Source organism: Corynebacterium sp. zg254 (genome assembly GCF_024701495.1).
GTDB lineage: Bacteria > Actinomycetota > Actinomycetes > Mycobacteriales > Mycobacteriaceae > Corynebacterium > Corynebacterium zhongnanshanii.
In genome coordinates this window covers 539,884-554,389 of sequence record NZ_WIAR01000001.1, presented here as the reverse complement: position 1 = coordinate 554,389, position 14,506 = coordinate 539,884, and the positions used below count along the sequence as shown (strand labels likewise).

The window sequence follows — 14,506 nt, the reverse complement described above, 5'->3', positions numbered from 1 at the left end:
TGGAATGAGACTGTGACCTCACCGGATAACATCCTGCTGCACCTCAGCGAGCCCCACGAAGCCTATGTGCGGGAGCTTTTCGACCAGCTTGAGGCGCGAGGCTTCCCCCGCCAGAATCAAACGCCGCACATCACCATCACTTTTTCCCCGGCGATGGACCCCGCCACCGTGAAGCGCGCCTCCCAGATACTGCCGCCGGTGATTCCGGCGCAGTTCGAGCGCCGCGGCGTGGTGGTCTACGGAACGAAGAGCAAGCAGACCGTAGCATGGCTGCTGGAAACCACCGACGAGCTAGAGCAGGCCGCCCGCGAGCTCAACGTCCTGAACCCGGACGGCCGTGGGGATCGCTGGTCGCCGCACCTGACCGTGGGGCTGCGCCTGCCCCGGGCCGTGGTGCCGGACTACATCCGGGCGTTGGACGAGCTCACGTCCCCTCACTTCAAGAAACTGGACGCGGTGCGCGCGGGCCTGTGGAGCCCCGCCGCCCAGCGCTATACGCCGTTCGCCGGCGGGTGCTAGCGATAGAAGTGATGAACCGGGCCGTGTCCCCGCCCGACCTGCAATTGATCCGACGCCGCAATCGCCCCACGCAGCCATGTGGTCGCCCAGCTCGCCGCATGATCGAGGTCACCCACGGCTAGCTTCGTGGCCAGGGCGCTGGAGAGGGAACAGCCAGTGCCGTGCGTGTTTGTGGTGTTGATCCTTTCGCACGGGATCCACAGCGTGCTCCCGTCGGGCCTCACCAACACGTTGTCCGCCTGGGATCCTGAGAGGTGCCCGCCCTTGACTAGTACGGCGGGGGCGGAGCCGTGGCGGAGGGATCCGGAGTCCGCGACCTGGTGCTGCCAGCGTTGGGCCAGCTCCACGGCGTCATCCAGGCTGGTGATGGAGTGCTCAGACGAGCCTTGGTTGTCTTGGTCGCGCTGGATGCCGTTGTCATCCTGGACATTGCTGATGACTTCCAGTTCCGGGATATTTGGCGTGATCACGCGCGCGTAGGGCAGGAGTCCCTGAAGTGCCTCCATGGCTGAGTCGTCGAGGAGGCGTGCACCCGAGGTCGCGATCATGACGGGGTCCAGCACAACCGGCACCTGGTTCAGCTGAGGGTTGCGGTCAAACCATTCTTTGACCGTGGTGATCACCTCGGTTGTGGCCAGCATGCCGATCTTGATTGCGCCGATCTGGATGTCATCGCTGATGGCTTCCAGCTGTGCGGTGAGGAAGTCCGTATCTGGCACGTGCACCGCGGTGACACCGCAGGTGTTTTGTGCCGTCAGGGCTGTAATCACCGACATGCCATAGCCTCCGGCGGCGGAGATGGCCTTGAGGTCAGCTTGGATGCCCGCGCCGCCGGAGGGGTCGGAGCCTGCGATGGAGAGGATGTTCGGGATCATGCTTTGTCCTCGTGGGTTGTCGTGTCCTGGGTCGTCGTGTCCTGGTGCATAACCTGTTGGTTCTGTTCGAGCACCCGGTGAGCAGCGGCAATGCCGCCAGGGAGGTCCAGGAGCGTGGCCAGGGAGCCGAAGCTTTCCACGAAGCGTGCGCTGCGCCGGCCCGAGGCACACATCACCACAGTGGGCCGCTCGTCATACTCCTGCCATGCCCGGAGGAACTCCTCCTGGTCATTGATGGTGCTCAGAGGAATATTCACACTGGGTACGCCGAGCGGCTCCGGAGGCAGGCTGTCCACCACCACCTCGTGAGGCTCACGAATATCCACCAGCACAGCCTCCCCGGACCGCACGCGATTCAACAGCTCGCGCACCGTTTCATCGGCCGGGTGCTCCTCCGGGACGATATCCTGCCGCTGATGTTGTCCCAGAGAGGTCTCTAGCGTCCTACCCGGATCCGCCGCCACGGTGTAGCTATGAAAGCGTGCGCCCAGTGCCTCATAGGACGTGACCTTTCCCTGTACCTGCTCAAGGCCCGTGATCCACAGGATCGCAGCGGTGGTCATCAGGCCAGCGATCACGCTGGTGGTCACACCCAGCACCCCAGCGGTGGCGCAGTCGGGAACGGATCCCGCGTCGGGCGACTGGGGGAACAGATCCCGCAAGCCCACACCCCTGCCGTCGCGAGCATTCGCACCGGAATGCCACACCGCCACATCGCCATGGAAGCGCAGAACGGTTCCCCAGACCAGGGGAGTGGAGGTAATCTCACAGGCGTCTGCCACCAGGTACTTTGTGGCGAAATTGTCGCTGCCGTCCAGCACAAGATCCGCATCCGCGCACAGCTGCACCGCATTGTCCACGGTCAGGCGCTTCTGCACCGTCTCAATCTGAATGCCCGGCTGCAACTGCCGAGCCCGCTCGGCTGCCACTGCGACCTTGGGCTTGCCCACGTCCTCGGCGCCGAAGAGGATCTGCCGGTGAATGTTCGTCAGATCCACCACGTCATCGTCGATGAGCGTGATGCGCCCCACCCCCGCGGCCGCGAGTTGCTGCAGCGCCGGGCACCCCAAACCACCCGCGCCGATAATCAACACATGCGCCTGATGCAGCGCTACCTGCTGCTCCATGCCAAAACCGGGCAGGTTCAGTTGGCGCGCAACACGCTTCAACTCGTTTGCCGGAAGCTCCGTGTGGTCACTCATTATAACACCTGATCTTCCCAGCTCGCCAAGCCCTCAAAGCTGGAGGAGGCCAGCGCGTGCTCCCGCTTCGGAATGCGGCCGGCACTGCGTGCCAAGCGCCCCGCCTCCACGGCCTGGCGCATCGCGTGTGCCATCGTCACGGGGTCCTGGCAGCGGTTCACCGCGCTGGCCAGCAGCACGCCGTCGCAGCCCAGCTCCATGGCCAGGGTGGCGTCGGACGCGATGCCCACGCCGGCGTCGAGAATAATAGGAACAGAGGCGCGGGAACAGATCAGCTCAACATTATGCGGATTCAGGATCCCCAAGCCAGTCCCGATCGGCGAGCCCAACGGCATCACGGCAGCAGCACCCACATCCTCCAGGCGGCGGGCGGCCACGGGGTCGTCGGACGTATACGCCAAAACGGTGAAGCCTTCGTTGACGAGCAGCTCGGTGGCGTCGACGGTTTCCAGGACATCCGGAAGCAACGTGTGATCGTCAGCAATCACCTCCACCTTGACCCAGGTGGTGCCCAGCGCCTCCCGGGCCAACTGCGCAGTCAGCACCGCATCGCGCGCAGTCCGGCAGCCCGCCGTGTTCGGAAGCGGGGCGATGTCCAGGCGCTGCATCAGGTCAAACACGCTCTCGCCAGCCTGCTGACCAGCACGGAAACGCCGCATGGCCACGGTGGTGAGCTGAGTGCCGCTCGCCACCAAAGCGCGCTCCAACATGTCCATCGAGCTGGCTCCGCCCGTGCCCATGATCAGGTGGGAGTGAAAACTCCGGTCCGCAATCGTCAACATGGTGGGTTAGCCTCCCTGAACCGCGAGCAGAATATCGGCGCTATCGCCATCGCTGACAGCACGGTCCCACTGCGATGCCGGAACAACCTGGCCGTTGAGCGCCACGGCCACACCGGCGCTGTCCTCCTGGCCGGTGACGTGCTGGACAAGGTCAGCCACGCTGCCACCGGGCCAGGTGGTGGATTCTCCGTTGAGGGTGATGGTCATTGCTCATCCTTTCGTTCGTGGGGGAAGTGTGTGCTGCGCCAGGGGTCGCATGCGCTGAAGTCAACGCCCGTCGCGTGCTGAAGATCCTCGCCCTCCAGCAGCGCGCGCGTTGCCCTGGCCGCCAGGCTGGACAGCAGAATACCGTGGCGGAAAAAGCCCGTCGAGACCGTGATCTGGTCTGAGATCTTGCCGAAATACGGCAGGTCATCGGGGGTTCCGGGGCGGGTTCCGGCGGTTGCCTCCAGGAAATCGCACTCCTCCAACCCCGGCACCAGGCGGATCGCATCGCGGAGCAGTTGGTGCACGCCCTCCACCTGCGGGGCCGGCCGCCCATCTTCGCGGCTGGTGGCGCCGATGGCGATAGTCCCGTCGATCGGCCGAGGGATTACATACACTGGCCGATCCTCCACGAATCCGCGCACCACCTTCCGCACGATGGGTGTGTTGTTCGGGGTGCGCACCCGCAGGATGTCGCCGTACACGGGCCGCAGGTCAAGCGTGACTCCATGCGGAGCCAGCAGGTCCGCTGCCGCCACGCCGCATGCCACGATGACGTGGTCGCCGTCCACCCTGCGACCGCTGGCGGTGATGACCTGCGTGCCGTCGATCTCACAGGCACGCTCGCGGACGATGGCGCCCTCGCCCAGGTGTTGCAGGATTGTCTGCGCAAAAATACGCGGCACCACCTGTACGTCACCCGGGATGTGTACCGCGCCAGAAATCTGAGGGGACAGCGCCGGCTCGAGCTGTCGCGCCTGCCGCGTGGTGATGACCTCCACATCCATCCCGTGCGTCTGCTGGTGCGCGGCGAGCTCGCGAAGGTGGGTGCCGTCCGCGCGATCGCCGGCGACGAGGAGTGTGCCGGTGGCGTCGAACCCGGTCCGCGCATCGGCGGGTAGGCGGCCGAGCAGATCCGGATACAGTCGCGCCGCCGCGATCATCAGCGGGTACAGCGGTTCCTGCCCGTAGACGACCTCCGCCGCGGGTGCCAGCATTCCTCCTGCGTGATATGTTGCTCCCGACGCCGGGCTCTCGTCCACCAGCGTCACCTCATGACCTGTGGCGTGCAGCTCAAGGGCCGTGGCCAGCCCGATCAGGCCGGCGCCAATAATTGTGACTCTCATTGATTGCCGATCTTAGCGACTCTGGGTAACAGACCGCTGCCCGGCGCGGAAGTTGCTGCGCAGGGTGCGAACATAGTTCTCGGGATCCTCGGCATTCATGATGCCTCGAACCACGGCCACACCAGCCACGCCGGTGGTGGCGAGATCCGCGGCGTCGTCGGCAGTCACGTCACCAATGGCGACCACGGGCACGGCGGACGCCCGAACGATCGGGGGATAGCCCGCTAGTCCCAGGGGCGTGCGACCGGAGCGTTTGGTGGGGGTGTCCCGGAAGGGGCCGCAGCCGATGTAGTCCAGCACGTCGGCGTGCTCGTTCGCCGCATGGACCAGGTCCAGGGTGCCGGTAGTGAGGCCGATGATCGCGTCCGGACCGAGGAGCTGGCGCACCGCGGTGACGGGCAGATCGTCTTGTCCTACGTGCACACCATGGATGGGAAACCCTTGGGCGCGCAGCGCCAGCGCGATGTCCACGCGGTCGTCGATGAGGACGCGGGGGGAGGGGGCTTCGGCGCCTGCTCCGGCGGGGGACGCCGCCCCGGGAGCCACCTCAGCGACAGCCTCGGCCACGGCAGCACCCAGCTGAAACAGCTCCCGCGCGCTGATCGGCTTGGAACGTACCTGGATCACGCCGGCGCCGCCACGAGCCGCAGCCGTTGCCCGGTCCACGATGGTGCGCGGATCGCCGGCGCCGGTCACGAAGTAGGCGGTGTAGTCCACCGCGGGCTTTGCCACAGAGTACCCCGCAGCCAACCGTGTCACGTCCGAGCCACAGCCGTGCCGGGCCTGACTATCTCGAGGCACGCCCTCGTCATTGTTGCTCTTCGACATAAATGTCGGATCCTTGCTCCTTAAACTTCTTCGCCATGGTCTGTTCCCCAGCGGCAGCCTCGCGCACTTCGGGATCCACAGGAGAACCTACACCCGGCATGCCCAGGTCCGCACCGAAGGTGTCCCGAATATCCTGACTGATGCGCATCGAGCAGAACTTCGGGCCACACATGGAGCAGAAGTGCGCGGTCTTGGCAGGCTCCGCCGGCAGCGTCTCGTCATGGTACGCCTCGGCGGTTTCGGGATCCAAGGACAGTGCGAACTGGTCGTGCCAGCGGAATTCAAAGCGGGCTTTACTCATGGCGTCGTCCCACGCCCGGGCACCAGGGTGCCCCTTGGCCACGTCGGCGGCGTGCGCGGCGAGCTTGTAGGTGATCACACCGGTCTTCACGTCGTCGCGGTTCGGCAGGCCCAGGTGCTCTTTCGGCGTGACGTAGCACAGCATGGCCGTGCCGCCCATGGCGATGTGCGCGGCGCCGATCGCAGAGGTGATGTGGTCGTATCCCGGCGCGATATCCGTCACCAGGGGGCCCAGCGTGTAGAACGGCGCGTCGTGGCACCAGTCCTGCTCCAGCTCGTTGTTGGCCTGCACCATGTTCAGTGGCACGTGGCCCGGGCCTTCCACCATGACCTGCACGTCGTATTCCCAGGCGCGTTTGGTGAGCTCACCAATGGTCTTGAGCTCGGCGAACTGTGCCGTGTCATTCGCGTCGGCCAGGGAGCCGGGACGGAGGCCATCGCCCAGGGAGAACGCCACGTCGTAGTGGGAGAAGATCTCGCAGAGCTCGTCGAAGTTCTCGTACAGGAAGGATTCCTTGTGGTGGGCGAGGCACCAGCCGGCCATGATGGATCCACCGCGGGAGACGATGCCCGTGACGCGTTGGGACGTCAGCGGGACGTAGGGCAGCAGAACTCCGGCGTGGATGGTCATGTAGTCCACGCCCTGCTCACATTGTTCAATCACCGTGTCGCGGAAGATGTCCCAGGTCAGGTCCTCTGCTACACCGTTGACCTTCTCCAGTGCCTGGTAGATCGGCACGGTTCCGATCGGGACGGGGGAGTTGCGGATGATCCATTCGCGGGTGGTGTGGATGTCATCGCCGGTGGACAGGTCCATGACGGTGTCTGCGCCCCAGCGGGTGGCCCACTGCAGCTTGGATACTTCTTCGTCGATGGAGCTGGTGACGGCGGAGTTGCCGATGTTGGCGTTGATTTTGGTGAGGAACTTCCGGCCGATGATCATCGGTTCGGATTCCGGGTGGTTGATGTTGTTGGGGATAATCGCACGTCCGCGGGCTATTTCGCTGCGTACGAACTCTGGCTCGCAGTGCTCACGCAGGGCGACGAACTCCATCTCCTTGGTGATGATTCCGGCGCGTGCGTAGGCCATCTGAGTCACCCGACGCCCAGCCTGCGCCCGCAGCGGCTTCCTTTTTTCTCCGCGCCATTCTTTGGACGCTTCGCCGCGTCGCTCCGCGCCGCGGCCGTCGTCGGCGAGGTTGCGCTCGCGTCCGTCGTAGGCTTCCACGTCGCCTCGTTCGAGGATCCAGTCCTGACGTAGCGGCGGGAGTCCCACGTGGGAATCTGCCTCGGGTCCGCGGGTGCGGTAGACGCGGAAGGGTTCGTTAGGGCCGGTGGGAGAGTCGTCCAATTCGATGGCGGTCTCTGGGACTTCCAGCCCGTGCTCACAGATGGGAGCGTAGGAGTGCTTGGGGTGGATCTCGCCGGCGCTGGGGCGGGTCTCCTGGGCGCCGTTGCGTGGCGTGGAGTTATCTGAATTTGGGTGTGTTGCAGCAGCCATCGTGCTGCACCTCTCTTCCTTCGCTGGTTCTAACCAGACAGGTTCGGACGGTTGTAGCGCGGTATCAGCTGCCATCTCAGCCCGGTTCCTCCGGGCCCCCGTGGGGTGGATTTGTGCACAAGTATTCAGTTGTGGAGTTTTTCAGTTGTGGATATTTCACATATCGCCCTTCCAATGTAACCGATCGCGAGAGGCGCGGCATAGGCGGTGGGCTTGAGGCAGGGGTGGAATGCTTGCCGCGCACGGTGGCCGCGGCATGAGAGAATGTCCACCTGGTGCATGATTACCCATGCCTTAGACCACTGACGAGGAGTAAGAACCTATGAGCGGAGCACTGCTCATCATCACCGTCGCATGCGCGATCTTCATCGGCTCGACCATGCAACGCATCGGTGGAATGGGCATGGGGCTGATCTCCGCGCCGTTGCTCAGCGTCATCATCGGACCCGTGCAAGGGATTTTGCTGGTCAACGTGCTTGCGTGCATCAATGCCGTGATGAATTCCTGGAGCATGCGCCGCGGAATCGACTGGGCCATGGTCCGGCGCATGGGATCCGTCATGGTGATCGGCTCACTGTGCGGCTCGCTGCTCATCCGGGGAATCTCCATCCCCGCCCTTCAAGTGGTGGTGGGAGCAGCCATCGCAGTGGCTCTGCTGATCGTGATCTTCGGGAAGCGATACGTCCCGCCGGTCAACGGCACCGCCCCGGCCCTGGTCACGGGAGCGATCGCCGGTTTCACCAACACCCTGGCGGGAGTCGCCGGGCCCGTCATCACGGTGTACGCCCAAGCCGCAAAATGGGACCACATGCGGCTTGCCTCCACGCTCCAACCGCTCTTCGCCATCTCGGGCGGCTTAAGCTTCCTGGTCAAAGAACTCACCGGTGCAGCATCACTCGGAGCGGTGCCTTGGGCCATCTGGCCCGCCTGCATCGTCGCCATGATCCTGGCCATCGCACTGGGCTCACGCCTGGCCACGCGGATCAACAGAGAGACCGCACGGCGACTCGCCTTCATTCTCGCCTTCGCCGGAGCCTTCAGCGTGCTCGTCCGAGGCCTCCTCGCCCTCTAAACAGTCGCGCAGCGCACCGCCCGACCAGTAGGGTAGAACACTAATGCTCACGCCTCGGGAGGAGAACGCTGGGCGTCGAATATAAAGGAGAAAGAGATGCTACACGCGCTCAGCTTTGCGCTGCTAGACTCCGTGAACCTGCTGCTCATCGGCGTGCTGTTCGCACTGGGCATCATGCACCCCACCGTGCGCGCATACCGAAAAATCGCGGCCGTGCTGGTGGTGGGCGACTGGTTCGGCGTGCTGCTGCTGTCCTTCATCACGATGGTCATCTTCGGCGGGATTGGCGACCTGGTGCGGAGCGTGCTGGAATCGCCGTGGGTCGGCATTCTGCTGATCGCGGTGGGGCTGCTGAGCATCGTGGCTACGATGCGCGGGGGAGACTCCTCAGCCATGGTCGATAAACTTGCCGCACCACTGAGGCAGGCATCGCTGCGCACGTTCCTGGTGGGGATGGGGCTCGGGCTGATTCAATCGGCGACGTCGATACCCTTCTTCGTGGGGCTGGCGTTTCTCTCTACGGCGGGCTTTCCGCTGGTCGTGACGTACCTTGGGCTGTTTCTGTACGCGTCGCTGGCGCTAAGCCTGCCGGCCATCAGCGCGGTGCTGGTGGGGCTGGCTGTCAGGGCGCCGGAGAGCTCGTTCGGGCAGATGCTGGTGGCCATGAGGGCGCGGCAGGACCTGGCGACGGCGTATGCGGGCTATGCCATCGGCGTGGTGCTGATCGTGCTGGGTGTGGTGATGCTGTAGCCGCGCCGGGTGGTGCTAGCACGCTGTACCGGGACGTAGTGCCGGTCGTTACGCCTGCTACTGGGCTCGGTGTAGGAGGTACCGGCACAACCATAGGATTTTGTGGCATGTGCTGATGCGTTTCCCCAGGTCGGCATTTTCCACGTGCGAAATAATCCTATGGTTGTGCCATCGTCGCCACATCGACTGCGGAGACAGCTGCGTCTTCAAGCTGGGGAGCCCCCGTCGACTCATCCTCCCCGGTTCCCTCCACACGATTCCAAGAAAAAGTGAACCTTTTTCGGCTTACGGAAGTCTTATATAGGGAGAAAAGAATCTGACCAACACGCGATGTAGGCACACTAGGGGGATGTCATGTCAGTACATGGGGAAAGCCGCAGGTCAGTCACCCCGCCGCACGAACGACGCGATCAGGCGATACCGCACATCATTGCGCTGAGAGATCTGGCTGCGGACGAGCGCAATAGATTCACCAAGCATGCAGCACAGCTGGGATTCCACCGCTATGCCCGAGGGGTGTACCTAGAAAGAGATAAAATCCGACATCTAGATGATCGTGATCGTAAGACACTGGTGATTGCAGCAGAACGCATCTGCAATCCTCAGGCGATTGTCTGTGGACTCAGTGCAGCGCACCTACTGGGCCTACCTATGAGCTATTCAGAAGAACCCGAGCGAGTAAACCTTGGATACCTAGTCCCTAAACGAAAAGTCCATGGCAGGTCCGTCGATCGGAAATTGTGCGCTGGGGCGGTCCATCATGCGATTCCCGTGGCAACAGTCTGGGGAGAAATCCGCGTGACTTCAGTGGCGCATACGATTGTGGATGTCGCCAGGTGGGAATCGCTAGAAGCTGCTGTGGTGATGGGGGACTACGCATTGAAAAGAGGATTGTTAAAGCGGAGTGAACTCGAAGCCGCACTCGGTGATGCGAGGGGATGCTCGGGGATTAAACGAGCTCAGCACCTTTCTGGTCTTGTGAGCAGCAAGTCAGAGAGCCCTCGTGAATCAGAGCTCAAAGTTCAGATGTGGGAGGAAGGCCTTCCAGCGCCGCTGCAGCAAGCGGTCATTTGCCGTGCCGACAATGGGCTTTTTGTGGCGCGTGCCGACTACTTATTTGAGGAGGAACAAGTGGCGGTCGAATACGACGGTGAGGGGAAGTACCGCGGGCAATACTCCCAAAAGTCCCTGCAGGAGGTGCTTCTTGAAGAACGGCGCAGACAGACGTACCTGGAGAACCTAGGAATCTGTGTGATTCGCGTTGAACGGCAGAGTTTCAGGAACGGGCTGGGAGTGAGGGACATTCGCAGCGCACTAGAAAGCCGGAAGGGGCTGTGTGAACCAAAGCGCTTCGTTATCGGAGGCGGTGAACTTGCTTGGCGGAAGCCGCGGAGAAGAAGGCGATAGTGTTTCGGTCGGAGGTTTTGGCAAGGCTCGTGGCACAACCATAGGATTTTGTGGCATGTCTGGGGGTGTTTTCCCAGGTCGGCATTTTCCAAGTGCGAAATAATCCTATGGTTGTGCCACTGAGCTTCAAGGCCGCGCCTCATGGGCGCCGCCGCGCCGGGCAGCGCGCCGGGTGGCGGGACAGGCTGCCTAGGCGCGCTTTTGCCGCGCTAGGACTCGATGAACCGCATCCAGTCGTCCCACTCGTTCAGCGTCTGCACCACACCGTAATTGAAGGCCTGCTCCAGGCGGTCGAAGTTGCGCTCGGTATTCGCGATCTTCATGCGGTTGGGATAGAACACGTGCGCCTTGCCCTCGGCTTCCAACTTGTCGATCAGAGCCACCGACGCGTTGTAGCGCTCGTGGCGCGTGATCATCGCCTCCGCCACCACGGGACGGTTGCGCAGCAGCCGCCGGATCATCTGCGGGCTCCGGGGAGGTTTCCTCTCATAACCGCGAGGCCGGGTGCGCAAGATGAGCAGCTTCTCGAAGCCGTCGTCCAGGGCAGCTTGGGTGATCAATCCGCCGGATTCTCCCAGGGCGCCATCCACGTATTCCTCTCCGTCGAACTCGGGGACGGGCATGAGCCCCGGCAACGTGGAGCTTGCCCGTACTCTCTTCATGAGCTTGGGCATGGTGTCCATGTCCTCGCGGCTCCAATTGATGGTCTCTCCCGTGCGGGCGTTCATGGCCGCGATGCGCAAGGGGGTGTCGCTTGCGGCGAAGGTCTCGAAATCGTAGGGCAGCGCTTCGTCGGGCAGGCCAATTTGCTCGTAGATGTATTCGGCGTTGAAGTATCCGGTGCCGCGGAGGAAGGACTTCACACCACCGGTGGAGGGGTCCGCGCCGAGTTCCACAAAGCTCTTGCGGTTGCGTTCCCTGGATCTGGACAGGAAGTTGACGGTGTGGGTCGCACCGGCGGAAATACCGCCGACCCAGCCGAACTTTACGTCTTCGGCAAGGAGCCGGTCGATACAGCCTGCGGTGTAGGCGTTGCGCATGCCTCCGCCTTCGAAGACGAGTGCGACGTTGGTGGCATCAATCATGGGATCCTCCGTGTCTAATGGTCTAGTACCTCGTGGTCTAGTGCCCAATGGTCTAGCGATCTAGCGATCTAGCGATCTCGTGGTCGAGTGGTCCAGTGCTTTAATGCTTCTTCCCGGGGAGAAGATGGATTATCCCCACAATGATAAATCCTGCAACAAGTCCGAAGATCATGGAGAAGAAGGTCTCGACGATCCATTGCACCACCGAGCCCAGGTGGTGGATGCTCTCCACGATGTGGTGCACGGTGTGGTACGGCCAATGCCAGCCCAGCTCGTCGGTGCCGACCAGCAGAATGTGGCCTCCTACCCACAGCATGGCGAAGGTTCCGATCACTCCGATGGTGGCCAGGATCTTCGGCATGGCGTTTACCATGCCTTGCCCGAACTTTTGAAGTCCACCCCGGTCCTGTCGGGCGAGGTGCAGTCCAATGTCGTCCATCTTCACCAGCAGACCAACCACGCCGTACACGCCCAGCGTGACGATCAATCCCACGATCGCCAGGACGGCGGCGCGCATGCCGAGGCTCTGGTCGGCCACCTCGTTCAAGGAGATCACCATGATCTCCGCGGAGAGGATGAAGTCGGTCATCACCGCGCTTTTGACCAGGGAGTCTTCATCCTTGGCCTTTTCTTCATGGCTCTCAGTGTGGCCGCCGCCGAAGAGCTCCACGATTTTCTCCGCCCCTTCGAAGGCCAGGTAGAGCCCTCCGCACATGAGCAGCGGGGTGAGCGCCCACGGCGCGAAGGAGGACAGAAGCAGCGCGATGGGCAGAATGATCAGCAGTTTGTTGACCAGGCTGCCTTTGGCGATGCGCCAGATGATGGGGATTTCCCGGGCGGGGGATACTCCGTCGACGAATTTGGGTGTGACGGCGGCGTCGTCTACCACCACGCCGACTGTTTTGGCTGTGGTTTTTCCAGCCATGGCGCTGACGTCGTCGATGTTTGCTGCTGCGGTTCGTGCGATGAGTGCTACGTCGTCGAGTAGCGCTACCAGACCACCTGCCATGTTGTCTCCCGGTTGGTGTGTGACGTCTTGTCTACTGTTCTCCTAGACGTCGTGCGTGCTCACCTATTCTGCCAGAATGAGCGGCCCGACCGCGCCGGCGCCGATGCACACGCTGGCGTCTGGCGCTGGATTGTGCACGTCGATTCTGATTAACCCTCCTCCGCCGGAGACTCTGACCCATTGCGTGGCGAGCTCGGTTCCGATGGAGGCGTGGCTGGCGCGCGCTTCGGCGTCGGATAATGTTTCCAGTCCGTTAGGCGTGGTCAGGGTGACGGTCGTGTGCGGGTGAGTGGCGGCGGCGTTGAGTTCCCATGTCCATTCGCCGAAGGGGAGGTCGTTGTCGATGTGGATGAAGCCGCTGTGTCCGGCGTAGATGCGTGTGCCGCAGCCGGGTTCGTTGCCGGGGCTCGTGCGGGAGAATCCGCCGACGCGCCCTTCGGTGAGCCGCCCGTGGTCGTCGATCATGGTGGGGCGGTCGGTGGCGTCGGTAGAGCCATGGCCGGTGATGTTGCCGATCAGGTTGTAGGGGTGCAGTACGGGCAGGAGGATGTTCAGCGGCGCCTGTTGTTGCAGCATGGGTTGCGGGTGTTCGCGGATGGATGCGCGGAGGTTGGCGAGGTAGTCGCGGGTGGGGTCGTCCTTCCACGCCCATGTCCAGGTGGCCAGGGAGAGGGTGGAGGAGACGATCAGCAGGGTGGTGATGATGGCGGTGCGCACGTTGTTTTTTATATTCGACGCCGGGCGCGCGCTCGTTGCAGCCAGCAGAATAATCGTGGCTGTCCACCAGTCGGCATAGTAGTGCATGCTGCGCAGGAGTACGCCGGAGGTGTGCTCGCTGTCGCGGGTGCTGTGCAGCAGCCACAGCAGGGTAGCGAGGTAGGCAAGGGAGATGCCGAGGGCGCAGAGTGTGCGGCGGGGGTGAGGAGAGCGGCGAAGAAGAAGGAACAGCGCTGCGAGGATTGCGATGACGGACAGCGCGCTGAGGATGAAGGGGGTGGCTGCGTAGGCTTTCGCGGGTGTCCAGCGTTCCCAGCCCCAGGGTCCGCCGAGTGTGCCGGTGAGGATGGCTTGGGTGAGTGCGTCCGGCAGGGCCGCCATGAGGCCGGAAGGGTGCGCGTAGTGTTCGGCGGTGTGGGAGAGGGTGGCGTAGAGCGCGATCCAGCCTGCCCAGAGTGCGCAGGCTGGACCGAGGGGGAGGAGCTGCGCGCGCGGTGTGCGGCGCAGGAGGAGCACCGCTGCGATCAGTGGGACGATGGTGAGGCATTTCTCAGTGAAGAGCAGGCCGGCGAGCAAGATAAGGAGGGGGAGTAGCCAGCGCCGGGTTGTCGCACGGGTTGATGTGCGGGTTGTTGCAGGGGATGCTGCGCGAGGTGACGGCGGCACGAGGAGAGCCCACAGCATGCCCGCGGCACAGAGCTGCCAGGCGTAGGCGTTGAGGGCGGCGGACCACCAGCCGGCGGCGTCCATGAGGAAGGGGGAGAACACTAGTGCTGCGAAGGTCAGGCTCTGCGTGTGGGGGTGGTGTGGGAGCAGCAGGCGCACCACGGGGATCCAGGCGAGTGCGCTGGCGAGCGTGAGTGCCACGATGATGAGGGCAGGGAGCCACCACGCCAGGGGTGCGGCGTTGTGGACGAGGACTTGGACCAGCGCGGAGGCGGGCATGAGGTGGCCGTCGTAGAGCCTGAACAGGGAGTGTTCGCCGGTGAGGCTTAAGGGGCTGAAGTGTGCGGGGATGACCAGGTCGTCCCAGTAGAGGGTTCGTTGGCTCAGCTGGAGGACGCGGGCACACAGCGCGAACACGAGGATCCCAAGCATGGTGGTTACCCTACCTGGCACGGGTGCAGA

Annotated in this window: 14 protein-coding genes and 1 riboswitch; of the genes, 4 read left to right on the top strand and 10 right to left on the bottom strand. The window is 63.4% G+C overall.

Annotated elements, in window-relative coordinates; genetic code table 11:
* Positions 1 to 12: 12 nt before the first annotated feature.
* Positions 13 to 519, top strand: a complete 507-nt coding sequence (locus GC425_RS02555; RefSeq protein ID WP_151843924.1) for a 2'-5' RNA ligase family protein — start codon at positions 13 to 15, stop codon at positions 517 to 519.
* On the opposite strand, the gene GC425_RS02550 is transcribed toward GC425_RS02555, so the two are convergent.
* From GC425_RS02550 to thiC, 7 genes are all read right to left on the bottom strand, one after another.
* Positions 516 to 1,394 carry a bifunctional hydroxymethylpyrimidine kinase/phosphomethylpyrimidine kinase gene (locus tag GC425_RS02550; RefSeq protein ID WP_151841878.1) on the bottom strand — a complete coding sequence of 293 codons (879 nt, stop codon included), beginning with the start codon at positions 1,392 to 1,394 and terminating at the stop codon, positions 516 to 518. The two genes, GC425_RS02555 and GC425_RS02550, sit on opposite strands and share 4 nt — an antisense overlap.
* On the bottom strand, positions 1,391 to 2,596 hold the full coding sequence (locus tag GC425_RS02545; protein WP_151843925.1) for a ThiF family adenylyltransferase: 1,206 nt from the start codon (positions 2,594 to 2,596) through the stop codon (positions 1,391 to 1,393). The genes GC425_RS02550 and GC425_RS02545 overlap by 4 nt, the downstream gene beginning before the upstream one ends.
* The gene (locus tag GC425_RS02540) at positions 2,596 to 3,378 is read right to left on the bottom strand and encodes a thiazole synthase (RefSeq protein ID WP_151843926.1); all 783 of its coding nucleotides are present in this window, start codon (positions 3,376 to 3,378) and stop codon (positions 2,596 to 2,598) included. The genes GC425_RS02545 and GC425_RS02540 overlap by 1 nt, the downstream gene beginning before the upstream one ends.
* 6 nt (positions 3,379 to 3,384) lie before the next feature.
* A complete protein-coding gene (thiS, locus tag GC425_RS02535; RefSeq protein ID WP_151841875.1) occupies positions 3,385 to 3,585 on the bottom strand; it encodes a sulfur carrier protein ThiS in 201 nt (66 codons plus the stop codon).
* Positions 3,582 to 4,709, bottom strand: a complete 1,128-nt coding sequence (gene thiO, locus GC425_RS02530; protein ID WP_151843927.1) for a glycine oxidase ThiO — start codon at positions 4,707 to 4,709, stop codon at positions 3,582 to 3,584. The genes thiS and thiO overlap by 4 nt, the downstream gene beginning before the upstream one ends.
* A gap of 12 nt (positions 4,710 to 4,721) precedes the next feature.
* On the bottom strand, positions 4,722 to 5,537 hold the full coding sequence (locus tag GC425_RS02525; RefSeq protein ID WP_151843928.1) for a thiamine phosphate synthase: 816 nt from the start codon (positions 5,535 to 5,537) through the stop codon (positions 4,722 to 4,724).
* The gene (thiC, locus tag GC425_RS02520) at positions 5,518 to 7,338 is read right to left on the bottom strand and encodes a phosphomethylpyrimidine synthase ThiC (RefSeq protein ID WP_151843929.1); all 1,821 of its coding nucleotides are present in this window, start codon (positions 7,336 to 7,338) and stop codon (positions 5,518 to 5,520) included. The genes GC425_RS02525 and thiC overlap by 20 nt, the downstream gene beginning before the upstream one ends.
* A riboswitch (TPP riboswitch) is annotated at positions 7,336 to 7,450 on the bottom strand. Its footprint overlaps the gene before it by 3 nt.
* A 210-nt stretch (positions 7,451 to 7,660) precedes the next feature.
* Here thiC and GC425_RS02515 point away from each other — a divergent pair.
* The 3 genes from GC425_RS02515 (at position 7,661) to GC425_RS02505 (ending at position 10,567) form a co-directional block, all read left to right on the top strand.
* On the top strand, positions 7,661 to 8,410 hold the full coding sequence (locus GC425_RS02515) for a sulfite exporter TauE/SafE family protein (RefSeq protein ID WP_151843930.1): 750 nt from the start codon (positions 7,661 to 7,663) through the stop codon (positions 8,408 to 8,410).
* 96 nt (positions 8,411 to 8,506) lie between these two features.
* Positions 8,507 to 9,160: a hypothetical protein gene (locus GC425_RS02510; protein WP_151843931.1), complete on the top strand. Its 654-nt coding sequence runs from the start codon at positions 8,507 to 8,509 to the stop codon at positions 9,158 to 9,160.
* 798 nt (positions 9,161 to 9,958) lie between these two features.
* A complete protein-coding gene (locus GC425_RS02505; RefSeq protein ID WP_151841869.1) occupies positions 9,959 to 10,567 on the top strand; it encodes a hypothetical protein in 609 nt (202 codons plus the stop codon).
* Positions 10,568 to 10,776: 209 nt separating this feature from the next.
* Here GC425_RS02505 and GC425_RS02500 read toward each other — a convergent pair whose 3' ends face one another.
* The 3 genes from GC425_RS02500 to GC425_RS02490 form a co-directional block, all read right to left on the bottom strand.
* Complete coding sequence (locus tag GC425_RS02500; protein WP_151843932.1) at positions 10,777 to 11,652, bottom strand: patatin family protein; 876 nt, start codon at positions 11,650 to 11,652, stop codon at positions 10,777 to 10,779.
* Between the two features lie 100 nt (positions 11,653 to 11,752).
* A complete protein-coding gene (locus GC425_RS02495; protein ID WP_151843933.1) occupies positions 11,753 to 12,661 on the bottom strand; it encodes a DUF808 domain-containing protein in 909 nt (302 codons plus the stop codon).
* 63 nt (positions 12,662 to 12,724) lie between these two features.
* Positions 12,725 to 14,476 (bottom strand): hypothetical protein, encoded by a 1,752-nt coding sequence (locus tag GC425_RS02490; protein ID WP_151843934.1) that lies wholly within the window; start codon positions 14,474 to 14,476, stop codon positions 12,725 to 12,727.
* Positions 14,477 to 14,506 lie beyond the last annotated feature (30 nt).